This is a genomic window from Candidatus Tisiphia endosymbiont of Piscicola geometra, assembly GCF_964026415.1.
GTDB lineage: Bacteria > Pseudomonadota > Alphaproteobacteria > Rickettsiales > Rickettsiaceae > Tisiphia.
The window spans coordinates 681,002-704,976 of the sequence record NZ_OZ032144.1; the positions used below are offsets into that span (position 1 = coordinate 681,002).

General features: G+C 32.8%; 21 protein-coding genes and 2 tRNA genes. 6 read left to right on the forward strand and 17 right to left on the reverse strand.

Translation table 11 applies throughout. The features are described from left to right. Positions 1–160: 160 nt before the first annotated feature. The 3 genes from pnp to truB all read right to left on the reverse strand — a co-directional run bounded on the left by pnp (position 161) and on the right by truB (position 3,663). Entirely contained in the window at positions 161–2,410 is a 2,250-nt protein-coding gene (gene pnp / locus AAGD26_RS03195; RefSeq protein WP_341752204.1) for a polyribonucleotide nucleotidyltransferase, read from the reverse strand. Between the two features lie 66 nt (positions 2,411–2,476). Next, on the reverse strand, positions 2,477–2,746 hold the full coding sequence (gene rpsO, locus AAGD26_RS03200) for a 30S ribosomal protein S15 (protein ID WP_341752205.1): 270 nt from the start codon (positions 2,744–2,746) through the stop codon (positions 2,477–2,479). Positions 2,747–2,766: 20 nt separating this feature from the next. Beyond that, entirely contained in the window at positions 2,767–3,663 is an 897-nt protein-coding gene (gene truB, locus AAGD26_RS03205; RefSeq protein ID WP_341752206.1) for a tRNA pseudouridine(55) synthase TruB, read from the reverse strand. Positions 3,664–3,909: 246 nt separating this feature from the next. Between truB and AAGD26_RS03210 the strand changes: the two genes are divergently transcribed. From AAGD26_RS03210 to ppdK, 5 genes are all read left to right on the forward strand, one after another. Continuing rightward, complete coding sequence (locus AAGD26_RS03210) at positions 3,910–4,089, forward strand: hypothetical protein (protein ID WP_341752207.1); 180 nt, start codon at positions 3,910–3,912, stop codon at positions 4,087–4,089. A 20-nt stretch (positions 4,090–4,109) separates the two neighbouring features. After that, positions 4,110–4,667, forward strand: coding sequence for a radical SAM protein (locus AAGD26_RS03215; protein ID WP_341752208.1), 558 nt, complete (start codon positions 4,110–4,112; stop codon positions 4,665–4,667). Between the two features lie 62 nt (positions 4,668–4,729). Further along, positions 4,730–5,257, forward strand: a complete 528-nt coding sequence (locus tag AAGD26_RS03220; RefSeq protein ID WP_341752209.1) for a hypothetical protein — start codon at positions 4,730–4,732, stop codon at positions 5,255–5,257. A gap of 185 nt (positions 5,258–5,442) precedes the next feature. Beyond that, a complete protein-coding gene (locus AAGD26_RS03225) occupies positions 5,443–6,873 on the forward strand; it encodes a hypothetical protein (RefSeq protein ID WP_341752210.1) in 1,431 nt (476 codons plus the stop codon). A gap of 210 nt (positions 6,874–7,083) precedes the next feature. After that, the gene (ppdK, locus tag AAGD26_RS03230; RefSeq protein ID WP_341752211.1) at positions 7,084–9,729 is read left to right on the forward strand and encodes a pyruvate, phosphate dikinase; all 2,646 of its coding nucleotides are present in this window, start codon (positions 7,084–7,086) and stop codon (positions 9,727–9,729) included. On the opposite strand, the gene AAGD26_RS03235 is transcribed toward ppdK, so the two are convergent. The 7 genes from AAGD26_RS03235 to AAGD26_RS03265 form a co-directional block, all read right to left on the reverse strand. After that, positions 9,702–10,619 carry an RluA family pseudouridine synthase gene (locus tag AAGD26_RS03235; protein WP_410520636.1) on the reverse strand — a complete coding sequence of 306 codons (918 nt, stop codon included), beginning with the start codon at positions 10,617–10,619 and terminating at the stop codon, positions 9,702–9,704. The genes ppdK and AAGD26_RS03235 overlap by 28 nt on opposite strands. Positions 10,620–10,624: 5 nt before the next feature. Beyond that, positions 10,625–11,638 (reverse strand): COX15/CtaA family protein, encoded by a 1,014-nt coding sequence (locus tag AAGD26_RS03240; RefSeq protein ID WP_341752213.1) that lies wholly within the window; start codon positions 11,636–11,638, stop codon positions 10,625–10,627. 249 nt (positions 11,639–11,887) lie between these two features. Continuing rightward, positions 11,888–13,174 carry a proline--tRNA ligase gene (gene proS / locus AAGD26_RS03245; protein WP_341752214.1) on the reverse strand — a complete coding sequence of 429 codons (1,287 nt, stop codon included), beginning with the start codon at positions 13,172–13,174 and terminating at the stop codon, positions 11,888–11,890. Between the two features lie 14 nt (positions 13,175–13,188). Next, positions 13,189–13,761 carry a GTP cyclohydrolase I FolE gene (folE, locus tag AAGD26_RS03250; RefSeq protein WP_341752307.1) on the reverse strand — a complete coding sequence of 191 codons (573 nt, stop codon included), beginning with the start codon at positions 13,759–13,761 and terminating at the stop codon, positions 13,189–13,191. Between the two features lie 20 nt (positions 13,762–13,781). Further along, positions 13,782–15,146 (reverse strand): hypothetical protein, encoded by a 1,365-nt coding sequence (locus tag AAGD26_RS03255; RefSeq protein WP_341752215.1) that lies wholly within the window; start codon positions 15,144–15,146, stop codon positions 13,782–13,784. A gap of 16 nt (positions 15,147–15,162) precedes the next feature. Beyond that, positions 15,163–15,239: transfer RNA gene (locus AAGD26_RS03260), tRNA-Ile, on the reverse strand. Positions 15,240–15,362: 123 nt separating this feature from the next. Further along, positions 15,363–15,438 (reverse strand) — tRNA-Lys (locus AAGD26_RS03265). 122 nt (positions 15,439–15,560) lie between these two features. On the opposite strand from AAGD26_RS03265, the gene AAGD26_RS03270 reads away from it, so the two are divergent. Next, a complete protein-coding gene (locus AAGD26_RS03270; RefSeq protein WP_341752216.1) occupies positions 15,561–16,295 on the forward strand; it encodes a 3-deoxy-manno-octulosonate cytidylyltransferase in 735 nt (244 codons plus the stop codon). Between the two features lie 8 nt (positions 16,296–16,303). On the opposite strand, the gene AAGD26_RS03275 is transcribed toward AAGD26_RS03270, so the two are convergent. The 7 genes from AAGD26_RS03275 to dapF form a co-directional block, all read right to left on the reverse strand. Next, positions 16,304–17,038: a biotin--[acetyl-CoA-carboxylase] ligase gene (locus tag AAGD26_RS03275; protein WP_341752217.1), complete on the reverse strand. Its 735-nt coding sequence runs from the start codon at positions 17,036–17,038 to the stop codon at positions 16,304–16,306. A gap of 2 nt (positions 17,039–17,040) precedes the next feature. Next, entirely contained in the window at positions 17,041–18,504 is a 1,464-nt protein-coding gene (gene nuoN, locus AAGD26_RS03280; protein WP_410520627.1) for an NADH-quinone oxidoreductase subunit NuoN, read from the reverse strand. Between the two features lie 81 nt (positions 18,505–18,585). Then, positions 18,586–20,382 (reverse strand): penicillin-binding protein 2, encoded by a 1,797-nt coding sequence (mrdA, locus tag AAGD26_RS03285; RefSeq protein ID WP_341752218.1) that lies wholly within the window; start codon positions 20,380–20,382, stop codon positions 18,586–18,588. Beyond that, the gene (locus AAGD26_RS03290; RefSeq protein ID WP_341752219.1) at positions 20,372–20,890 is read right to left on the reverse strand and encodes a hypothetical protein; all 519 of its coding nucleotides are present in this window, start codon (positions 20,888–20,890) and stop codon (positions 20,372–20,374) included. Before AAGD26_RS03290 ends, mrdA begins: the two co-directional genes overlap by 11 nt. Further along, complete coding sequence (locus AAGD26_RS03295) at positions 20,887–21,843, reverse strand: NAD(P)H-dependent glycerol-3-phosphate dehydrogenase (RefSeq protein ID WP_341752220.1); 957 nt, start codon at positions 21,841–21,843, stop codon at positions 20,887–20,889. Before AAGD26_RS03295 ends, AAGD26_RS03290 begins: the two co-directional genes overlap by 4 nt. Further along, the gene (gene mtaB, locus AAGD26_RS03300; protein WP_341752221.1) at positions 21,840–23,099 is read right to left on the reverse strand and encodes a tRNA (N(6)-L-threonylcarbamoyladenosine(37)-C(2))-methylthiotransferase MtaB; all 1,260 of its coding nucleotides are present in this window, start codon (positions 23,097–23,099) and stop codon (positions 21,840–21,842) included. Before mtaB ends, AAGD26_RS03295 begins: the two co-directional genes overlap by 4 nt. Then, complete coding sequence (gene dapF / locus AAGD26_RS03305) at positions 23,092–23,901, reverse strand: diaminopimelate epimerase (RefSeq protein WP_341752222.1); 810 nt, start codon at positions 23,899–23,901, stop codon at positions 23,092–23,094. Before dapF ends, mtaB begins: the two co-directional genes overlap by 8 nt. Positions 23,902–23,975: the final 74 nt, after the last annotated feature.

Below are 23,975 nucleotides of genomic sequence, written 5' to 3' on the forward strand. Positions count from 1 at the left end.
TACAACCTCCATTAAATAATTTTAACCTAATTATATTTACGCTGAACAATAATATACAGCCAAATTGTTTAGTGTAGAATCACTAGATTGTTATATCTAGATATAACAATCTAGTACTTAATATTTGTAACATTGTATTTTTATTGAGTCAATACCTTAATCAGTTAAAATACTTACGCTCCTTAGTTACAACTTCATCTTCATTAGAGGAGGCTGTTTTGTTATTTTGCCATTTCTTTGCATATTCGCGTTTATTACCATTATTATCGCTGTTATCTTTATAAGACTCAGATTTTTGATTAGTTGTAACGTCCCGAGTAATTTCAGCATCGATATTTTTTATGGTTAATTTAGCTTTGCCTTTATTGTCGAAACCAATAAGTTTAACTTTTACTATATCTCCATGTTTTAAAACACTAGATACAGATTCAATACGTTCTTTTGAAATCTCACTAATATGTATGAATCCATCACGATTACCTAAATAATTGATAAATGCTCCAGAGTCTAATATTTTAACAACAGTTCCATTGAATATGCCGCCTATTTCAGGATCAAAAGCAATTGACTTAATTTTTTCGACAGCCATATCTAGCTTCTCTTTACCTACAGCCGAAACAGTTACATTGCCATCGTCGCTTATGTCAATTTTAGCCGATGTCATATCACAAATTTCGCGTATTACTTTGCCACCCGCTCCTATGACGTCTCTAATTTTATCTTTATCAATTTTAAAACTTTGAATACAAGGCGCATACTGGCTAATATGGTTATTGGTTTTATTAATAGTCTTATCCATTTCTTGTAAAATATGAACAAGACCAAGCTTTGCTTGAACTAAAACATGCTTCATTATTTCAAACGTTACTCCAGATATTTTTATATCCATTTGTAATGCGGTTATGCCGTGTGTGCCACCAGCTACTTTAAAATCCATATCTCCAAGATGATCTTCATCCCCCATAATATCGGATAATACTACAAACTTATCGCCTTCTTTTATCAAACCCATAGCAATACCTGCTATAGGAGTTTTGATCGGTACTCCAGCATCCATAAGAGCCATGGAACTACCACAAACAGTAGCCATGGATGATGAGCCATTACAAGAGGTAATTTCTGACACTACTCTAATAGAATAAGGGAACTGTTCTTTAGTTGGCAGCATGCGGTTAATGGCTCTCCATGCTAGTTTGCCATGACCTATTTCTCTGCGACCAGGAGCTCTTACTGGGGTTGCTTCGCCTACTGAATAAGGAGGGAAAATATAGTTAAGCATAAAACGCTCTTTATATTCCCCGTCTAAACTATCAATAATTTGTTCATCTTGACCAGTACCTAGTGTAGTGACTACTAAACTTTGTGTTTCTCCTCTAGTAAATAAGCTTGAACCATGTGCTTTTGGCAACAAAGCCACTTCACAAGCTATGTTTCTTATATCTTCCGGTTTTCTACCATCGATACGAATATTACTCTTTAATACGTTTTGCCGTAATATTTCTGATTCTACTTCTTTAAGAGCGAACTCAATCTGAGCATTAGTAAGATTATTATTAGCAATATCTTCGGCAAAATGTCGCTTAATTATATCAGAAACATGCTTTACCGCTAAGACCCTTTCTTGTTTTGATTTGATAGAAAAAGCATGCTGAATATCTTCTGATGCGATGCTTCTAATTTGTTCCTTTAAGCTAGTAGGGAATAACTCGGTAAGCTGTAATTTAGGTTTCCCAGCAATATTTACTAAGTCATTAATCAATTCAATTACAGGCTGTAATGCCTTGTGACCAAACTCAATAGCTTCCAACATTTTTTCTTCGGACAATAGATCGGCTTCAGACTCAACCATCATAACTGACGTCTTAGTGCCTGCCACTACTAAGTCTAATTTACTATCCTTTAATTGGCTAAATGAAGGGTTTAATATGAATTGATCATTTATCAAACCAACTCTGCTAGCTGCTACTATATCTTGATAGGGTGCATTAGACAAAGCCAATGCAGCCGATGCTCCAATAATTGCTAATATATCCGTATTACATTCAGGATCGTATGAAAGAACAGTACAAATTACTTGTGTTTCATTAAGAAAGGCTCGGTGGAATAATGGTCTAATCGGTCTGTCGATCAAGCGTGAGACTAATACTTCTTTTGCTGACCCTTTACCTTCTCTTTTAAAAAATCCTCCAGGTATTTTACCAGCAGCAAATGCCATTTCTTTGTAGTGTACAGTAAGAGGAAAGAATCCTATCCCTTCTTTTACTTCTTTGCTACTCACGGCAGTACATAATAAAACACTTCCTCCCATTTTTACCATAACTGCTCCATCAGCTTGACGAGCAATTTTACCAGTAGTTAATTCTAGTCGGTTCCCACCTAATTCTATCGTTTTTGTTATTTCTTCAAACATTCTTATTCCTTATTTAATGAACAAAAAACCCGGATAAAATTTTTGATTTTTTAACCGGGCTTTATTTTATTTTCTTATTCCTAGTTTATTAATCAACGACAAATATCTGCTTAGACTTTGCTTCTTGATATAATCCAACAATCGACGCCTACGACCAACTAACATTAATAATCCTCTTCTCGAAGAATAATCTTTGTGATTAGTTTTAAAATGCCCTGTTAAGTTATTGATTCTTTCAGTTAGAATTGCACATTGCACTTCACTAGAACCAGTATCGTTTTCTTTAGTAGCATATTCTGTAATTAATTGCTGCTTACGCTGTGCTGTAACCGACATCAGTAATCTCCATGTTTATTTTATAGGTTAAATACTCGTAAAGAATTAAAGCAATTTTCACTCAAGCTACCAATTGCTAAGAGAGAGTCATGATACCGAATCCAAATTAATTCAATATTCTCAGGATAATCAAAATAGCATTTCTGACCATGAATGATTTTCTTAGCTTGGTCAGTAGTAGCATCAAGCACCAGGATGTCGTCCAGTACTGCTTCAATTTTTATAGCTTTTTCTGCAAGGAACTGTTTCATTTCTTGCTTTTGTATATCAAGTTCTGATAATTTAATAGCATTGATTGCTGTAAATATTCCAACCTTAGTACGCTGTAATTCTAACACAAATGCTAAACTTTGCAAGGATAAAGCAATATCTTCTGCTAAGGTTCTTACATAGGTTCCTTTAGAGCATTCTACCCTATAGGTAGCTTGATTATTTTGATGGTCAAAATTAACACATTCTAGATTATATATTTCAATATTCCGAGGGGTTAATTCGACTGTCAAATTTTCTCGTGCTAATTTATAGGATCTAATACCGTTAACTTTTATAGCAGAAAAGGCAGGAGGACGTTGTTTAATTGTACCTATGAATTTTTTACATATATTATGGCAATCAATTGAAATAGGAATATTATCAGTAACCTTTATTATTTTTCCTGAAGCATCTGCTGTATCAGTTTGCCTACCAAACTGTACCGTAAAAATGTAAGTTTTCTTTGCATCTACTAGAACTCGTACTAGTTTTGTTGCTTCACCAATTGCTAAAGGCAATACCCCCTCTGCTTCAACATCTAAGGTTCCACAATGACCAACTTTAGCCCCTGCAAGGTTTTTCTTAATGATAGAAACAAGCTTTGCTGAGCTTATGCCTTTAGGTTTATAAATATTAAGCCAGCAATTATTAAGGTAAAACGTCATTTGTTCGGTTATTTACGAATATTGTTAGCATAAGAGTAATTTAAATCTTAGCATAATCCTATCCTATGAAAAAAACACTATTTTTCTTTTGCATAATTGTCACTAAACTTAATATTTACTATTTTTTTTACAAAAGACGCTTTACATATTAAAATATATATTGTAATATACAGAATGTTTGTGATAAAATAGATAATTATGGATCTAATGAAGATTAAAAGCAATAAATTAATAAAGGGGTTTAATATGAAAGCAAAACTAGATCAATTTATAGACACTTTAGCAAAACTAGACTTATATCCGTTTGGATACAATCAGGCGTCTGACGCTAATAATTTACCATTAATTTTAATGGGACTTGATACTCTGAACACTGATAATGAAGATACTCATGATAATACTCATACAAATAGTGTATATGTATAATAAATTTAAGGTTCTCTATAATGAATAAGCTAGGCATTATTTTAAAAATAGCAGAAAGATGCAACTTAAATTGCACTTATTGTTATTTTTTTAATGGACCAGATGATTCATATAAACAAAGACCAGCAAGGATTAAGAATGAAACTATAGAAAGATTAGTGGAATTTTTGCTTGAAGGGATTCAAGAATTAGAATTAAATGCTTTGGATATAGCATTTCATGGCGGAGAACCTTTATTATATGGCATAAAAGAATTTGACGATTTATGTAATATACTAATTACTAATTTATCTTCAAAAATAAAGTTGCGGTTAACAATTCAGACAAATGGTTTGCTTATAAATGAAGCATGGATAGCACTTTTCAAAAAACATTCTGTAGATGTGGGAATAAGTATTGATGGACCAAAAGAATATAACGATAAACACAGGGTAGATTTTTTTGGTCGCGGTTCATACGATAGACTTTTAAAAAAGATCGAATTGTTACATAAATCTTCTATGAGATTTGGTGTATTAACTGTTGTCAATCCAGATATAGGGGGGAAAAGATTTATAGTTTTATTACAAATGAGTTAAAAGTTAAGAGTTTTGACTTACTGCTTCCTCATCTCACTCACAATGAAGTTTCAACTCATAGTATGGATCAATATGCGAAATGTCTTACAGACTTATTTGAAATTTGGACTAAGGCAGATGACCCTACGATTAAAATTAGATTTTTTAATTCATTTTTAAGAATCTTTTTAGGAGGAGAGCGATTAATATACGGGATTGGAGCACCTAATAAATTATCTTTGCCATTGATAACTATTCGTGGTGATGGTGAACTAGGTCCTGCTACGGGTTTAATGTATACTGATCCAAATACTGTAACAAATACGGGGGCTAATATTACTGACATTAGTTTGAAAGATTTTTTAAACTATCCTATCTTTTTAGAATTAGCTAAAGCACAAACTGAGATGCCCCCAAAATGTAGCTCTTGTTGTTGGGAAAAAGTTTGCGGTGGAGGTAATATAATTGACAGATTTAGTAAAGAAAATAGATTTAACAACCCTTCGACATATTGTGATGCATTACAAACATTATATGCACACATTACCAAATATTTATTAGTCTCCGGTATATCTATAGACAAACTTAATGATAGGCTAACTATATATTAAACGTAAACTTAAAGATATTTGCAGTATGTATCTTTGTTTTTTTTATTAGCAAAGCTTTTGGTAGCTTATCATATGAGGTTTATCATTTTCCTAAGGATAAGAAGCTTAGAATTAAGTTGGAATTTACTTCTCCTAATTCAAATCAAACAGAATTATATATTCCTCATCAAGTTTGAGGACATGATTTGTCTAATCAAATAAAAAATATTCATGTAGAAAATGGTGTTTTTATAAAAAATGCTAATAAAATAACGCATAAACCCAATCAAAAGATTATTGTATGGTATGATATATTGAATACTCAAGAAAAACTTGGATCAAGCTATTATACTTACATAATCGACCAGGGATTTTATTTTTTATATAAGTTTGCCTTAATATGCCCCAAATTATATACAAACGACGAAAGTATAGATGTAGATATTAAATTTGCTAGTCATAATGATGTATTTACTAATTTTGGCAATATTGCTGCTAATAAAATACAAAAGCTTAATCTTACTGCAGATAACTTAATTTCAAAGGGATTTGCTATATCTGGAAACCATAGTATCTTACAAAATGTAAATTATAAGGGTAACAACATAATATTTTTTAGTATAGATACCAAATCACAAGAAAGCTTAACAAAACTTTTGTATGAAATAATAAATGCTCAAGAGAGATTCTTTGAAACAAAGAATAATGATAAAACAAAGAATAATGATAATTTGTTTGTATTCATAAATAACCATAGAAAACATAATAGTTTCTATGGTACTTTAATTGGCGGTAATACTGTTCTGTATCTATTACCTGAGAAGTTTAATGTAAATGATTTTAATATTAAGCACCTACTGGCACATGAAAATTTGCATAAGTGGATAGGCAATACTCTGATAAAGGAAAAAGAGGAAACACTATATAAGTGGTTTACAGAAGGATTTACACAGTATTTTACTGACAAGATTAATTTAACTAATGGAATTGTAACATTTGAAGAATATTTAGGGAACTATAACAAGATTTTACAAAAATATTATACCTCTCCTTACTTATTATTTGATAATGAAACTATATCAAAATTATATTGGGATAATGCTCTAGCTAACGAGTTACCATATGACAGAGGCTATATAATAGCATCTGTACTAGATCTAAAAATACAAAATCTAACTAATACTCAGTTTAGTTTGGATAATCTTATAAAAACAATAGTGGCAAATCATACTCATAGTAAAAAAGAGAAATTCACTACCACAATTATGATGCAATATATTAACAATATTACCAAAAATAACTTGAAACGTACAGTTAATAAATGTGTAAAATATGGTAATTTTGATTTAAGTAATTTCTTAAATAACTCAAAATTACATTATAAAAAAATTGCCATAAATGATTATGGGTTTGATATTACAAATTTTCAGAAGATAGTTAGCAACTTAAAAAAGGATAGTACAGCATATAAAGCTGGGCTACGTAATAATGATAAATTCAAGAAAATTCATATTTCACAAGAAAATCAAGAAGCTATAGCAAAAATAACCATTGAACTAATTAATGGAAGATTAATAAAATATTATGCTAAAAAGAAATTAATAAAAATTCCTGAATATACCAGTATTTATAAGTAGGCAGGATTATCAAAAGCTAAAAAACAGAAACTTGATTTTAATGAATTCTTATTGAGCGGCACAAAATTTGATCAACTAGAAATCAAGAGAGTGAGGGAAGAAACTTGGGAGACTTGAGTTATGAGATATCTTCTAGTACAGGGCATTTAAACATTGCAGCTTATCTAGCCATATTATATAATAATTATCTTAAAAATTGTTTCGGTATTTATGAACAAATGGATCTATTATTTTGGTACTAAAGGTGGGGATGGTAATGCCCAAATGAAGGACGTACTTGGTAGTAAAGGAGCTGGTCTTGCTGAAATGTCTAACTTAAATTTACCTATTCCCGATGGTTTTACTATTACTACAGAGCTTTGTAATTATTTTTACAAAAATAATTACAATTTGCCTGAAAATTTTAATAAGGACTTAGCGGTAGCTGTTAAAAATTTAGAAAATACTACTGGTAAAATTTTTGGGGATCATAAAAATCCACTACTACTATCCGTCCGTTCAGGTTCAAGAGCCTCTATGCCTGGTATGATGGATACTATACTTAATCTTGGGTATAATGATCAAGTTTGCGATGTGCTATCCAGTACTGGAAATGAAATTTTTGCTCTTGACAGCTACCGAAGATTCTTAGAAATGTATGGATCAACAGTATTATCCGTTTCAAACGGATTATTTAAGAATGCATTTGAAATGCATAAGAGCAAATGTAATATTTATCAAGAGAATGAAATTACTGGGGATTTCCTAAGAATAATAGTTGAAGAATTTAAAAAGATAATCTTTAATCATTGTGGTGAATCGTTTTTTGATCCATATACACAACTAGAAGAATCAATAAAAGCCGTATTAAAATCTTGGACAAGTGATAGAGCAATAACTTATAGAAAGCTACATAATATACCCAATGATTGGGGTACAGCGATTAATGTACAGTCAATGGTTTTTGGTAATCAAGGGAGTAATTCTGCTACAGGTGTAGTATTCTCACGTTGTCCTGCAACCGGTGAGAACAAGCTTTTTGGCGAATATTTAGTAAATGCTCAAGGTGAGGATGTTGTATCAGGGACAAGAACCCCAAGCCCTATTATGTCAGATAAGCCTGATATAGACTACTCAATGCAAGTAGTTATGCCACAAATATTTGAACAATTACAAGGTATTTGTAAGAAGTTAGAGCTGCATTATTTGGATGTACAAGATATTGAGTTCACCGTGCAGAACGGTATCTTGTATATTTTGCAAACACGTACTGCTAAAAGAACAGCTTTAGCTAGTATTAAAATTGCCACTGATATGGTACAAGAAGGGCTGATTTCTAAACAACAAGCAATAATGCGTATAGATCCAGAATCGCTAACTCAGCTTTTGCATACGGCTATTGATTATAGTAATAGTTTAAACCATGTCTCTAAAGGGTTGCCAGCATCTCCAGGGGCTGCTACTGGCATGGTAGTTTTCTCTCCTTATGATGCCGAAAAAATGTCGCATCATCATAAGGTAATTTTGGTACGCCATGATACTAGCCCTGAAGATATAAGTGGTATGTATGTTTCAGCTGGTATTCTGACAGCTAGAGGCGGAATGACCTCACATGCTGCGGTAGTTGCTAGAGGGCTAGGAAAACCCTGTGTTTGCGGAGCAAATGATGTGGTAATAGATGAAAAAAAACAGATATTTAAAATAGGTAACACTATCATCAATTATGGTGACTTAATAACCATAGATGGTGGGACGGGAAAAATTTTTTTAGGGGAAGTACCATTGCTTCAGCCTACTTTTACCAAGGAATTTCAAATAATTCTAGATTGGGCAGATGAGTTTGCTACTTTGCAAGTTAGGGCTAATGCAGAAACTGTTTTAGACGCAGGTGTGTCCATAAAATTTGGAGCGAGTGGAATAGGGTTATGTAGAACAGAACATATGTTTTTTGATCCTGATAAAATACCATTAGTACGAGAAATGATCATTGCTCCTGATATAGAGAGAAGGAAACAGGCGATAAGCAAATTATTACCACTGCAAATTCGAGATTTTAAAGCATTATTTAAAATTATACAGGGTAAAGCTATAAATATCAGATTGCTTGACCCGCCTTTACATGAATTTCTACCAACAACAGAGGATGATAAAAGAAACTTAGCAAATGTGATGAATCTACCGTTAGCTGTTGTTGAACAACGTTTGCACGCACTATATGAAGTGAATCCTATGCTTGGACATAGAGGATGTCGCCTTGGTATTTCTTATCCTGAAATTTATCAAATGCAAATAATGGCAATTCTTACTGCTATCAGAGAATTGCAGATTGAAGAGAATATAAATACTATTTTAGAATTAATGATTCCTTTAATTAGTGATGTTAATGAGCTAAAAGCTTTAAAGATACATATACAAGATGTGATCATTGACATGGAGAATACTAACCAATGTAAGTTTGATTTTACTCTTGGTACTATGATCGAACTACCAAGAGCTGCTTTAAAAGCTGGCGAAATTGCCGAAGAAGTGGATTATTTTAGCTTTGGTACCAATGATTTAACGCAAACAACTTATGGCATTTCTCGAGATGACGTAGCATCATTTTTCCCGGATTATTTGGAGAAAAGAATTTTTGCATTTGATCCTTTTAGTAAATTAGATGAAGAAGGGGTAGGGGAGTTAATAGAAATTGCTATAAAACGAGGGCTTAAAAACAATCCTACATTAAAACTTGGTGTATGTGGAGAACATGCTGGTAATCCTGATTCTATAGAGTTTTTTCATAAAGTTGGTTTGCATTATGTATCCTGTTCACCATACCGCATTCCTATAGCTAGGATTGCCGCAGCTCAAGCGGAAATAAAGAAATGTGGGTAAAAATATCCCGGTAAATCTATATTAATTATTATTTCTTTACCAAATATTTTCTCCGGTAAGATTATTCTTTTGGCATGTAATAACATTTCCTTGGATAAAGCCATGGCTTCTTGAGTACCATATTTTGTGTCACCTATTATGGGACAACCCAGCATTTTCGCATGAAATCGAAGTTGATGCATTCTGCCAGTAAGAGGAGTGAACTCAACTAGAGTCAAACCATTATTTAAGTTTTTCAGCAATTTATAGCAAGTTATGGCTAATTTGCCATGTTCTTCATCATTTTGTACAGTCTCATACGCCCCTCCCCTATTCTTCCCTATCATACCACTAATTTCTCCTTCATGTTGCGGAAGGTTACCTAAAACTACTGCAATATAGGTTTTCTGAATATTCTTTTCCTTAAAGGCTTTCACTAATTTTATACTACTCGCATAATTTTTAGCGATTAGTAATATACCTGAAGTATCTTTATCTAACCTATGTACTAGTTTTAAATCTACCCCTTGGCTATTTAAATATTGTAGTGCATCATCTATAGATAGGCTTATTTTACTACCGCCTTGGGTTGCAAGACCTACTGGCTTATTAATTGCTATAAGCCACTCATCCTGATAAACTAGGTAATCCTTCATTAACTTACCGGCTAGTATAACTGCAGAACTAGAAAAAATCTTATCAGAAGCTTTTTTAGGGTCTAAATTTAAACTATCCTCTATAAAAATTTGATCCCCAGCCTTTATTCGCAAATTTGCCGCTACCTTACAAGAATTAACCATTATCTGTTTAAACCTTAAGGCACGCTCAACCATCCCTTGGGTAAAGCTAGGATATAATTTCTTCAAGTAACGATCCAACCTACAAGGTAGTTCTATATCTACATTTAATATTGCCACTAGCTACTCTTTAACAAAAAATACCCCCATAATATACATGATAATAGTATAATAGCAAAAATCTGATGCACTAAGGCCATTAATATAGGTACTGAATATAAAATAGTAATTATGCCAGCTAACATTTGTAATATCAGCACACCAACAATATAATAAGCAACTTTGTTTAATTTAGGATGCTTGGTTTTTATTAGACTCAACACTAATAAACCAACACTAGTACAAACAATATACGCTCCAATTCTATGGATAAACTGAACAAAAACAGCATCACTTAAACTATCTCTACTCAATAGTTTAAAAGCTATTTCTTGAGGTATAAAACTATTCCCCATTAACGGAAAGCTATTATATACAAGCCCTGCATCAAGACCTGCAACTAGACCACCTAAAAAAATCTGTATATAAACTATAATAATAGTGAATATACAAAAGAATTTTGCTAAATTTAAACTTATTGACCGTTCAACTAGTAAAATATCAAAACTATTTTTCATCAGCTGATAGAACAGTAAATTATAGATAATAACTGCAATAACCAAATGACAAGCTAAACGGAAATGACTGACATATGGCTGCAAAATTAGACCACTTTTCACCATATACCATCCCATAAATCCTTGGACTGCAAATAATAACGATATCGCCAAATATACAGGCAGTAACCTTGTATCAATCCGTCCACGTACAAAAAAATATAGTAATGGTACTAGATACAACAAACCTATTACTCTGCCAGCAAAACGGTGAATAAATTCAAGCCAAAAAATAAATTTAAACTCTGAAAGAGTCATATTAGTATTTTTTTGCTTATATTCGACAGATTGTTGATATTTAGCAAATTCATCCTGCCAGTCAGCATTACCCAGCGGGGGAACGACACCTGAAACCGGTTTCCATTCAACAATTGATAAACCAGCATCAGTAAGCCTAGTGAGACCTCCTAAAAAAATCATAAATATTACCATGCAGCAGCATACCGCCAACCAACGCTTTACTAATATGTGTGACATTAGACCCACTACCTTTAATATCTATAATATAAAATATAACAAATTTTTATCGTCCACTAATACTCTTTTTCATTATGAACCTCATGTATACTAAGGTAGAACTTCAAGAATTGGCGTTGTCGCGACCAAAGATCGAAGCTGCCTAGTTACTCATGTACGCCTAGCAGCTCGACTTTGCTACTGCCTAGCTCTTCTTGAAGTTATACTATCGTCTACCAACTCTTCATTTACGAGCAGTATATGATATTTTTACCTAAATATTCTATCAATAACAGCACCCACATCTAATTCTTCCATTTTTCCAGTCCTACGATCTTTTAGTTCGACCACATTATTTTCAGCTTTTTTAGGACCAATGATTATTTGGTATGGTGATCCTATAAGATCATGCGTGGCAAATTTCCTACCAGCTCTTTCATTTGTATCATCATATAATACCTCTATTTTATTGGCCACAAGTTTGTCATATAGATTTTGCGATAGTTCATTGCATTTACTATCAAGTACGTTCAAATTTAATATTGATAACATAAAAGGAGCAATATTTATAGGCCATATAATCCCTTTTTCATCATGACTTGATTCGATTATGGCAGCTAAAAGCCTTGAAATACCTATACCATAAGAACTCATTTCTACTGGCACAAGACTACCATCACTAGTATTTACTAGAGCCTTCATTGTCTTAGAATATTTTGTACCAAGATAAAAAATATGACCAACCTCTATAGCTTTACTACTAGCAAGATTCTCTTCTGTTAACAAACATTTATCATGTTCATGTTTTTCTTCTGCTGCCGCATATAAGGATTGTAATTTTTCAATATCTAAACTTTCCTGATCTGTTAAAGATAAAAACTTTTTGTCATAAAAAATAGTACTCTCACCATTATCAGCCAGAATATGGAACTCATGGCTTAAATCCCCACCAATCTGACCATTATCGGCCAGTACTGGAATTACACGAAGTCCCATGTCACGAAAAGTTTGCATATATGCTAGATACATCTGATTATAAGTTTTTATTGCACTTATTTGATCTATATCGAAAGAATATGCATCTTTCATTAAAAACTCTCTACCACGCATTACCCCAAAGCGAGGTCTAATTTCATCCCTAAATTTCCATTGAATATGATATAAGTTTTTGGGCAAATCCTTATAGGACTGAATATTATTCCTAAAAATATCAGTCACCATGTCTTCATTAGTAGGTCCAAACAATAACGTATTATCATGGCGATCTTGGAATTTTAGCATTTCTTTGCCATAATTCTCAAATCTTCCAGATTCCACCCATAAAGATGCTGGTTGAATACAAGGCATTAATATTTCAATAGCCCCTACCTTGTTCATATTAAGTCGAACGATATTTTCAACATTTTTAAGGGCTTTTAAGCCTATCGGCAACCAGCTATAAATCCCAGCAGATTGTTGTCTTATCATGCCGCTCCTAAGCATCAACTTATGAGAAATTACTTGCGCCTCCACTGGTTCTTCCTTCAGCACAGGTAAAAAATATTTTGATAGTAACATGAGTTTACCTTGGGTTATTTTTTAGAAATAATATTTAGGAATTCGTGGCGATATTTCTGCTGCTCTACATATATGCCTGTATAATGCATAGTATTCATAATACTATCATTTTGCATAACTCCTCTAAGAGTCATACAGCTATGTAATGCAGAAATCTTAACCGCAACACCTAGGGGCTTAATATATTTCTGTAATGTTTCAGCAATTTGTACAGTCATCTTTTCTTGAATCTGTAGTCTCCTAGCAAAAACATCAACTATCCTAGCGAGCTTGCTGATACCTATTATACAATTATCAGGTATATAAGCTATATTTACCGTACCAGTTATCGGTAACATATGATGTTCACAAAATGAATTAAAATGTATGTCTTTTAACACTATGAAATCCTGAAAATTACAAGTATCGTAAAATTTAGTCGTTAATATTTCTTCCACATCTCTATCATACCCAGAAAACACTTCTTGGTAAGTTTTTATTACTCTATCAGGAGTTTTTAGTAGCCCTTCCCTATTTGGATCTTCACCAATAAATCGTAATAAAGTTTTAACTGCCTCTTTGGCTTCTTCTGTAGTAGGTTTTTTCAAGTCCATTATTTTTATTCCAATTACTTAAACAAGATTCTTCTACCACAAATAATAACAAACATCAAGCCACCAACAATAGCAATCAGCCCACCACCACCCATTATACCCATTAATAATTTACTGCCAATAGTCATTTCTACCCCTGGTGTTTTTCGCATCACCCCATACCCACCAGCAAAAAGAAGAGCTATAATATGTAACATTTGCCCTATAGTTATCGTTATAATTGCTGTTGTAAAATATGAGTTCTTCTGCTGTTTATCGTCACATAGAAGAAAGCAGAAACCCATACAAGCTACACTAATCCCAACAATTGAACCATGATAGTGTGCAGGAATAGTAACATTCATACCTGTAATTAATATACCAATAAATCCTCCAAACAGAAATAATATATTGGAACAAATTATGGTTGTCTTCACCAAACGCATTTGAACCTCCCTGATGTCCTTACTAGGGTTAATGTCATTCCCTCCTATGCGGGAATGATACCACTTCACCTCATAAAACATTATTATCAAAGACAAAGTTGCTGCTATCCCACCACCATATTTCATTTGTTTAGTGTAGTATTCTTTGAATTCAGCATCTATAATATCATATAATAAATGTCCACTAATAGCTGCAACACTTATAACAAAATTTAAATATAATAGTGCAAGGTACAGCTTTTTTAATCTTAATTCCTTACCTATCCAAACATGGAATAATACTATCATTACTAATATCAAAATTTGCGTGTAAATAAACTGTAATAAATGCCCACCACTCCAAAAAAGCAATTCATAGTAAAATTCTATATCGACTGGTACAAGTTTAATAATTTCTTGTAATTGGTAATAAGACCAAATAAAACATACCCATACTAACACCCACATTATTACGGTAGAAAGGATAGTAAAATTAATGAGGGAGTTAAAGCAAGATATTTTGCAACAGTTCCATAATGTATATAAGGCAAATAACAATACAGATACACCAAATAAACTAATTCCGAGAATAAACATTATATTCTCCAGCATTGGTATGTAATTATTCATTACAGGAAAATTTTGACCACAGAATGGTGATAAAGCTATTAGTGCAGTAGAAATAAATGCTATTATTACACATGTTATGCTGGGAGTCGTTGCCTCTAGATTATAGCTCCAAACACATGCTGTAACTGACATCAACCAAACTAAGATTGATAAATTAACATGAATAACCAAAGCTGATTTAAAGATTTCTGTATTGGGGAATAGGTTAACTAACATTGGAGTGCGAAGCATTACCAATATTATTGAATACACCCCAGCAAGAGCAAGCGAAAATACACCATTCCTAAGCCAGTAAATAGCTAACTTATTACGGCTTAATTGTGGAATTATATTCTCAAGATTCATAAAGAATACTTACGAATGGTGGGTTTGAGAAGACTTGAACTTCCGACCTCACGCTTATCAGGCGTGTGCTCTAACCAGCTGAGCTACAAACCCTTAATACCCTTAGCATTTCAAGTGTTAGCAGTGTCTGCATCAGATATACTTTTTTAGCTGGCTTCACTTAGGATTATAAACCCAACATACGCAGATATGTTTATGGTTTTAAGTACCCTAAAGTGGTGGGCTCGCCGGGATTCGAACCCGGGACAACCTGATTAAAAGTCAAGTGCTCTACCTGCTGAGCTACGAGCCCTAAACAATACTACTTAAAGACAAATTGTCTCTCAAGAACCTGTCTAATAAGCTTTACTTTATCGTTTAAAAAGCGTATCATGTCAACAATTATTTTGATAAATATCTTTAATATGGTAGTTTATGCACTCTGATGTTGCAATTATTATTCCTTCAAGACTTGATTCAGTAAGACTTCCCAAAAAACCTCTACAACTTGTAGGGGGAATCTCAATAATTGAGCGTGTTCTTAGGCAAGTATATTTAACCAAACTAAAAAATATTTATGTGGCAACTGATTCAGAAACTATAGCTAAAAAAGTTACTGATTGCGGTGGACAATTCATTATGACAAGCCAAGAATGTCAAACTGGTACCGAACGTGTATACGAAGCGTTTCAGCTAATCCCTAATAATCACCATATTAACTATATCTTGAATGTACAGGGTGATATGCCTTTTGTTGAACCGGAATCAATTATTAAAGTTATTGAAAACCTAAAATCTAGTAGCCATGATATTATGACCCCAGTAGTAAAAGTCGGTATAGACGCCGTAAATGGTCATAGTAATGTCAAAGTTATTACTGACCATAATGATAAGGCTTTGTATTTCTCTCGTAATCTCATTCCACACGGTGCAGAAGAATTTCTATATCATGTAGGAATGTATGGGTTTCGCAAAGAAGCATTAACTAAATTCATAAACTTACCTGTTTCAACTTTAGAATTAAGCGAAAAACTTGAACAACTAAGAGCATTACAAAATAACATGTCCATAGGGGTATGTTATGTTAACAATATTCCTATCTCTGTTGATACAGTAGAAGATTTAAACAAAGCTATCAAATTTTATCAACAACTTAATGTTACTGTGTAAGTAAGAATCTACGATATCTCAGGGCTAAGTAAGGTAACTACCTTTCCATCATCAAGTTGAATTCTTATACCACCATATTCATCTATATCTTTAAAAATTCCTGAGATTTTTGTGTTTCCATCATTTACGCTAACCATCTCACCTAATTTATAAGCATGTTTAAGCCAATATTGTCTTATTTTGCTAAACCCTTGTTCCTTCCATCTACTGAAACATTTTTCAAAATTAATCATCAATATATCTAATAAATATTCTATATCTTTTATTTCTATCCCCTCATCGAATAGATTAGTTGCAAATTGTTCAATATTTACAGGACTTTTCTTGATATTAATACCAATACCTATAATAAGATAATTATTGTTATTGATACTAATAGATTCAAGCAATATACCAGATACTTTCTTGTCATTTATCAAAATATCATTAGGCCATTTTAATTTAATAGAATTTTCTGATCTAGCGGACAAAGAATTGATAGTTTTATAAACAACAATAGCCATAACAAAAGATAATTGTGGAATATAGCTAAGATTAATCTTATGATTTAATAATATACTAACATGCAAATTCCCTAGACTAGAATGCCAAATTCTACTATTTCTTCCACGCGATTTTGTCTGATTTTTTGCCAATATTACATAATTTTTATCAGGACAATCCTTAGCCATCCTAATAGCTTCAGAACTGGTACTATCTATCTCATCAAAAATTAGTAGCTTATATTTTTTCTGCCATGACATAGCTATAAACCATCCATAGTATCAGCAAGTGGTTGGATAAAAACACACAGAAGCAATAAAACTCCAATAATCAAATAGCATATAAATTTTAAGCTCTTAGGTGTTGGTACTAAAACTAGTTTCAAACTTTTATCCGCCTCAAAAAAATACATAAACTTAACTATCTTCAGGTAATAATAAGCCGCTACAACACTTGTGCCAATAGCTATAAATGCTAGAGTAAATTGTTTCTCTATAATAGCCTGATAGAAAACGCTGTATTTCGCAAGAAATCCTGCCAGTGGTGGAATGCCTATCATAGAGAACATGATAATCGCAATCCCAGCAGCTAACGCCTTACGGGTAGAAGCAAGACCTTTAATATCATCAAAAGTTGCTGAATCTGATTTTTTACCTAGCAGAGTAATTAGGCAAGCAAAAAAGCCAATGACAGAAGCAGCATAAATAACCATATATAGTAATGCTACTCTATCACCGTAAGGAGTATGAAAAGAAATAGCCATTAAAACATAGCCTATATTTAGAATAGTGCTGTAACCCATTAGCCTTTTGAGGGAGGTTTGTCTAATAGCACCAGCTGCCCCAATAAGCATGGACAAAATCGCAGTGATTTTTATTAGATCAACTGAAATTTGCTTATAATCTCCAATTACCATAGTCATTATATTTAATAATACCACCACATTACCAATTTTTGTGGCAGCAGAGAAATAGGTAATTGAAGGAACGGGAGACCCTTCATATACATCTAACGTCCAACTATGCAAAGGAGCAGCTGATAATTTAAATAAGATACCACTTAAAAAAAGCACTAAGCCCACTATTAAACCAATATTTGGCTGCGGTGAATGATTTAATTTCTGAAAAATATTACTATAATCTAAACTACCGCCAAATCCATAAATAAAGGAAATGCCAAATAACGTTAGGCAGCTAATCAAAGACCCAAGAATAAAATATTTTAACGCTCCTTCTGATGCTTTAATATTATTCAGATTAAAGCCAGCTAATACATAGGCTACCAGTGCCTGTAACTCCATAGCAACAAATAAAAGTAAAAAATTACGGGCTGATATAGTAATACAAATACCAACAGTAGAAAGTAGCACTAAGGTTATAAATTCTGTTTTAAACTCCTCCTTAGTGATTTTACAATATGCCTGATAAATCATCATAGTCATTATTGAAAATAATAAAACAAAGAATTTAAAACCAACAGTAAAATGATTAACGACAAAAGAATTACGAAAAGCTATTATACCATTACCTGAACCTTGTAAAGCAAGATACTGCAACTGTTGAAAAGCGACAATAAGTAATATTGCCGATAATAATATCTGAGTATTGCTAATGGTTTTAGTTTTTGTACTAAATAACACTGCATATGTTTGAGTAAACAAAGCTAGTAAGGTCAGCATTATCTCAGGTAAAATAATTACAAATTGTTTAAAAATTGGGTCTGTCATATTGCAAGTTTCTAAGTTTTTATATAAATGCTAATATATACTATAAAATCGCTAGCACTAAGTACGAATAGTAAAAAATATTCAATTATATTTATCAAGTACCATAGCCATAATCTTACTAGCTATAGGGGCTGCTGCCCTGCCTCCACCTCCACCATGATCTACAAACACTAAAACAGAGTAACGAGGTTGTAGGTAAGGAGCAAACCCAGCGAATATAGCGTGGTTACGCCTTTCCCAAGCAATTGACTCTCTATTTAAATCATCATTGATATTAGCCTTTGATTGCACTTGTGCCGTACCTGTTTTACCAGCTAATTGATGCCCTTCTGTCAAAATTCTACTATAATAGGCAGTCCCACCTTGCGTATTAACTGCTCTATACATGCCTTCTTTTAAAATATCTAGATATTGTTGATTTATATTAATCTGATCGAATACTGACCCATCTTTTACTGATATATCTTTAGCAATTTTAGGATTATACAATTTCCCATTACTGGCAATTGCTGTTACAAATCTAGCTAGCTGGATTGGAGTAGCTGATAAGAACCCTTGCCCTATCGATAAATTAAGAGTATCACCAATCGTCCATTTAGAGTTAAATTTTTTCATTTTCCACTCTTCTGAAGGAACAAAACCTAATGATTCTCCGGTTAAATCAATGCCAGTTTTTGTACCAAAACCAAAATTTCTTGCCATATCTAATATTCTTTTATGACCTATCAAGCGAGCTATTTCATACATATAAGAATTACAAGAATATTTGATAGCATTATACATATCAACGATGCCATGACCATGACGATTCCAACATCTAGCACTATTATTACCTAATACTGAAGCACCAGTACAATTAATAGTTTTAGTCGGTTTAATGCCATTTTCTAATCCAGCTAAAATTGTAATAATTTTAAAAATAGATCCAGGTGGGTAAGTACTTTGTATGGTCTTATTAATCAACGGCTTATAGGGATCATTGATTAAACTTTGCCAGTAATCTTGGGATAATTTTATAAAATTATTAGCCTCAAATACTGGTGACATAGCCAGCACTAGCACATTACCATTATTGGTATCGATAACTATTGCAGAGCAACCTTGTTTATTTAAGTATGGCTGCACTCTTTGTTGTAGTTCCACGTCAATATTTAGATGTAAGTCCTCACCTTGCTGGCTTTGAATATTGGTGATTTCTCTTACTTGTTTACCCAAGGCATTTACTTCTATCTGCTTATAACCAAATTTTCCACGTAACTTGTCTTCATAATATTTTTCTACACCAAATTTTCCAATATTAAAATCCCCTAAATTGTTAATTTGTAAATCTTGTTTTTCTTGCTCATTAATCTGTCCAGTGTACCCTATCACATGACAAGTCGCTTCTGAAAAATGGTAAAATCTTGAATAACTAGCATCTACAAAAATAGAACTTAAATTTAACTTTTGTTCTTCAATAAGTGACATTTGTTGCCAGCTAAGATTATCTAGTATAACCAAAGGAATATGTTTATTGGCTTTTTTTATTTTTTGCTTAATGTAATTTTGTTCTTCTTCGGATAATTCTAGGATATTGGCAACTAGAGCTAATTCGTTTTTGTAATCATTGCCATTATGTATGTCAAGTAACAACCTAAAACAAGTTTGGTTTGTAGCCATAATGTTACCGTTGATATCATAAATTTGCCCTCTAAAAGGTGGAATTAGAATAAAACTTATACGATTTTTATCAGATAAAGTACGATATTTATCATTTTCAAGCAACTCCATAAAAAACATTCTTCCAGCCAATAACGAAAGCAATGTCAGTTTTCCTGAACCTATGAGAAAAGCCCTTCTTGATATTAACTGGCTATATAATATTTTACTATTTAGCATGTTTTCTAAAATATTCTAATGCTTTATCAAGTGGAATTCGTAGCAAATTATATGAGAATATAGTAGTTAGATACTGCATTAATATCATAAAATACCCCTCCGAAGATAAGCCTTTGCTTAAAATCAGCAAATATCTAAAATGTAATATAAAGAAATAATAGAAACAAAAGACGATAAAATTTGTTAAATAACTTCTAAGTACAAAAAATTTTCCTGTGAATTCTAAAATTATGTGAGCAATTATCAGAACCAAAGAATTTGTACCAATTGGCATGGAATATAACTGGTCAAAAATTATTCCTGCTAAAAATATTAGCCAAAAACCAATATGATAAAATGTGGAAAAATAGTAGAGTAAACTAACTTCAAAAGCTGGGAAAATAATAGATTCTCCATTAATTCTAAAATTTTCTAACGGAAAAATTAATAATAACAAACAGAATTCTAATAATATTATTTTACCAAATATTGGTGATAACATTTGTGATAAATTGCCAAAAAACTTCATACTAATTTCAGTTCTTTAATTACTGATGAAATAATCGGTAATGTTAGATCATATTTTCTTATGAGATCCAATACCAGTTTAGCAGATTCTCGACCCTCCACTAAGTATAAATTTTCATTTAAAAATTTATTAACATCTAAGTGCTTCCCTAATTCATAACCAAATCTACTATTTCGCGACTCTTTAGAATAACAAGTTAGCACCAAATCCCCTAATACACCTGGAGCATATAAAATAGAGTTATCCCCTAATTCTCCATCAATTGCCTCAGATAAAATTTTTATTTCTTGAAGCCCCCCCGTTATTAGACCTGCTTTAGCATTCTGTCCATAACCTTTTGCATCATACCAACCACTCTTTATCGCTATAATATTCTTAACAGCCGATGCCACTTGCATCACTACCACATAGTCAGTTATGGTAACCTTAAATTGTTGCGATGCTAAACTAATTGCTAGTCGTTTGGCAAGATCAACATCTAAAGAGGCAATGGTAACTGAAGTTAATAAATCTTGAGCAACTTCTTTAGCTAGGTTAGGTCCAGCTATAAAGGCTAAAGGATTAGCTGGCAATATGGCTTTTACTTTATCAGATAATAACTCCGTAGGGTCTCTACCAAATCCCTTAGTTGCAACTAATAACACCACGTTGTCAGATATCCCAGCATCTTTTAATATCTTCAAAGTTTCCTGGAAAACAAAAGATGGTACTGCAATAATTATTACTTCTTTATCTAAGATGTCTGATAAATTACTACAAGGAGTTATATTACTAGGAAGGATAATATCAGAACCAAGATATTTGCTATTAGTTCGATTATTTAATATTTCCTCAATAATATTATTCTCACGCACCAATATCGAGACATCCTCATAACATCTTGCCACCTGGCAAGCTAGTGCAGTTCCCCAACTACCACCACCATAGACAGCAATATTTTTAAATTTTTTCATAATATTTCTGAAATCATGTGATTACCCTCTATAGCAACTAGCCGAGCCTTAACAATTTGTCCTACGTCAAAATTACCTTCAAGCTTTACCGGAATAAAATTTTCTGTATGAGCCATGTTATTTTGTTCTACAAGTAGCTCTACTTCCTGCCCTATATTCCTTTGGAAAAATTTTTGTAATTGTTGTTCTCCGGCAGTTCTTAAAATTTCTGCTCTTGCTTTTCTAATCGATTTTGCTATTTGCGGCATTCTTGCAGCCGGAGTTTCATCGCGTTCAGAATATGGGAAAACGTGTAAATACTGTAAATCCGCCTCAGAGATAAGTCTTTTGGTATTGTCAAACATTACATCAGTTTCCGTCGGAAAACCAGCTATAATGTCTGCACCGAATGATACATTTGGTCTTAAATTACGCAATTTATGACAAAAATCAATAATATTTTGACGATTATGGCGACGTTTCATACGCTTAAGTATCATATCATCACCAGCTTGTAAACTAATATGAAAATGCGGCATAATCTTTGGTATATAGGCCATAAGATCGAACAAATCATCATCGATCTCAGCTACATCAATTGAAGATAATCTAAGCCTCTTTAGTTCTGGAACCAAGCCAATAATTCGTCTAATCATCTGAGCAAAAGTTGGAGTTCCTGGCAAATCTGGTCCATAAGCAGTCACATCAACACCTGTAAATACTACTTCATTGTAACCATTTTCTACTAATGCCCTTAACTGTCGTACTATAGCACCCATCGGTACTGACCTACTATTACCTCTACCATAAGGTATCATACAGAACGTACAACGATGATTACAACCATTTTGCACCTGAATGAAGGCACGAGATCTACCATCAAAACTACTCACCATATGATTAGCAGTTTCAGTAACCGACATTATATCATTTACTACCACTTTTTCTTCGGTAAATTGATAATGGGCAGCTATCAATTTTTCTTCATTACCAAGTACTTTATCAACCTCAACCATATTAGCAAAAATAGCTGGGTTATTCTGAGCAGCACAACCAGTAACAATAATTTTTACATCAGGATTATTTCTTTTGGCCTTACGAATTGCTTGACGTGATTGTTTTTCAGCTTCCTTAGTAACAGCACAAGTATTAAATACTATGACATTTTCTAAACCAGAAAGAGCTAGGTTAGTTCTGATCACTTCACTTTCGTAAATATTTAATCTGCAACCAAAAGTTATAACTTCTTGGGTTACAACTTCTTGTAATTTAGTCATAAAAAAACTCCCCTCGCGAAACTAAAGTAGCAGGACCAGTCATTATTATATTCTCACCTTGCTTTGACATTTGTAGACTACCCAATTGAAATACTACTTGACAAGGAGAGCTAATAAATCCTAGCTTGACCCCAGAAGCAAAACTAGCACATGCTCCACTACCACAAGCAAGAGTTAAGCCTGTACCTCTTTCCCAAACCGATAAATAAATTTTATTATCCTTGATTGAAGCAAAATTAACGTTAACACCATCAGCAAATAATTCTTTTCCCTGTAATTTTTCTCCTATTATTTCTTTATCTTCAATAGCGAGATCACTAAAAATAACAAAATGTGGATTACCAATATCAGCACAGATAACTTCCTTGATGTCGATCATATAACGTTCTACAACCGGCCAGATTTTTTCGGATGAAGGCATCCAGTCTTCCTCGAAACTAACTATCCCACTATCTACTTCAATCTCGTTCTCATTCAGTATCTTGCAAGATAATTCTTTTCCATATACCCTCAAAGTGATTTCCTTTATACCTAAATCAAGATATATCAGCTTGGTAAGACACCTTGAAGCATTACCACATAATTTGGCACTTGATCCATCTTGGTTATATATAATCATCTCATAGTAATTTGGTTTTTTATCATAAATAATAAACTGATCACAACCAATACCAGTATGGCGATTGGCAATCTTTAGAGATAATTGTTGCAAATCACAATTTTTAGGTAAATCACGCTGATTGATAATCACAAAATCGTTACCTAATCCATGCATTTTAGCAAAATTGATTTTTTTTAACACGAGAATATCTTTAGTTGTTTGAGTTTAGGTTGCTACAAAGCAACTTAGCTATTATACCAAATATATGAAATTTA

Excerpts from the sequence above, each read along its gene's own strand:
- pnp (WP_341752204.1), bottom strand. The coding sequence starts at position 2,410 with ATGTTTGAAGAAATAACAAAAACGATAGAATTAGGTGGGAACCGACTA.
- rpsO (WP_341752205.1), bottom strand. The coding sequence starts at position 2,746 with ATGTCGGTTACAGCACAGCGTAAGCAGCAATTAATTACAGAATATGCT.
- truB (WP_341752206.1), bottom strand. The coding sequence starts at position 3,663 with ATGACGTTTTACCTTAATAATTGCTGGCTTAATATTTATAAACCTAAA.
- AAGD26_RS03210 (WP_341752207.1), top strand. The coding sequence starts at position 3,910 with ATGAAAGCAAAACTAGATCAATTTATAGACACTTTAGCAAAACTAGAC.
- AAGD26_RS03215 (WP_341752208.1), top strand. The coding sequence starts at position 4,110 with ATGAATAAGCTAGGCATTATTTTAAAAATAGCAGAAAGATGCAACTTA.
- AAGD26_RS03220 (WP_341752209.1), top strand. The coding sequence starts at position 4,730 with ATGGATCAATATGCGAAATGTCTTACAGACTTATTTGAAATTTGGACT.
- ppdK (WP_341752211.1), top strand. The coding sequence starts at position 7,084 with ATGAACAAATGGATCTATTATTTTGGTACTAAAGGTGGGGATGGTAAT.
- AAGD26_RS03240 (WP_341752213.1), bottom strand. The coding sequence starts at position 11,638 with ATGTCACACATATTAGTAAAGCGTTGGTTGGCGGTATGCTGCTGCATG.
- proS (WP_341752214.1), bottom strand. The coding sequence starts at position 13,174 with ATGTTACTATCAAAATATTTTTTACCTGTGCTGAAGGAAGAACCAGTG.
- AAGD26_RS03255 (WP_341752215.1), bottom strand. The coding sequence starts at position 15,146 with ATGAATCTTGAGAATATAATTCCACAATTAAGCCGTAATAAGTTAGCT.
- AAGD26_RS03270 (WP_341752216.1), top strand. The coding sequence starts at position 15,561 with ATGCACTCTGATGTTGCAATTATTATTCCTTCAAGACTTGATTCAGTA.
- AAGD26_RS03275 (WP_341752217.1), bottom strand. The coding sequence starts at position 17,038 with ATGTCATGGCAGAAAAAATATAAGCTACTAATTTTTGATGAGATAGAT.
- nuoN (WP_410520627.1), bottom strand. The coding sequence starts at position 18,504 with ATGACAGACCCAATTTTTAAACAATTTGTAATTATTTTACCTGAGATA.
- mrdA (WP_341752218.1), bottom strand. The coding sequence starts at position 20,382 with ATGCTAAATAGTAAAATATTATATAGCCAGTTAATATCAAGAAGGGCT.
- AAGD26_RS03290 (WP_341752219.1), bottom strand. The coding sequence starts at position 20,890 with ATGAAGTTTTTTGGCAATTTATCACAAATGTTATCACCAATATTTGGT.
- AAGD26_RS03295 (WP_341752220.1), bottom strand. The coding sequence starts at position 21,843 with ATGAAAAAATTTAAAAATATTGCTGTCTATGGTGGTGGTAGTTGGGGA.
- mtaB (WP_341752221.1), bottom strand. The coding sequence starts at position 23,099 with ATGACTAAATTACAAGAAGTTGTAACCCAAGAAGTTATAACTTTTGGT.